Consider the following 520-nt stretch of genomic DNA (forward strand, 5'->3'; position numbering starts at 1 on the left):
ACAAATTAAAACGCTCTGCAGACAAATCTGTGGCAAGTTCATTAAGTTTGGATTCGCAATTGAGCTCGGACATACAGGTGTGCCAAAACGTCTCGATTTCTGCTTTCAATGCTCGACCTTTAGAGCGGTTTAGTCGCTCTGCAAGATCTTGAATCTCTGTGGGCATGTTGTCTGATTTTGACTTGGACTTTTGAGTACTGCTTTGGCGCTGGGGTGGCCTCGAATCACTATCAACCAATGCGATTGATTTATCCTGCAACTCCGAAGAAAGCTGCGTTAAGTGATCGCGCTCGTCGACATTGACTGAAAACCAAACTATGCCCGCCAAAACGGCGGACACAGTGATTAGTAAGCTGAGCTTCATGGCTTGATCACGGCGCTGACAGGGAAGTGATCCGACAGGTTGTAATGTTTCCACAACCCCTCTGCCGTTGAACGTGGAACATCAACGCGGTTGTCGTTAAACGATTTCACGCCATATTCGTTGCTCACCATGACGTAATCGAGGTATTCCACATTT

General features: G+C 46.9%; 2 pseudogenes. Both read right to left on the minus strand.

Going from position 1 to position 520, the window contains the following annotated elements:
• A pseudogene (locus tag R7E78_RS30465) lies at positions 1 to 364 on the minus strand (chromosome partitioning protein ParA); the annotation flags it as partial.
• A pseudogene (locus R7E78_RS30470) lies at positions 361 to 520 on the minus strand (phospholipase); the annotation flags it as partial. The pseudogenes R7E78_RS30470 and R7E78_RS30465, both read right to left, overlap by 4 nt.

The organism is Vibrio sp. YT-19(2023) (assembly GCF_033337395.1).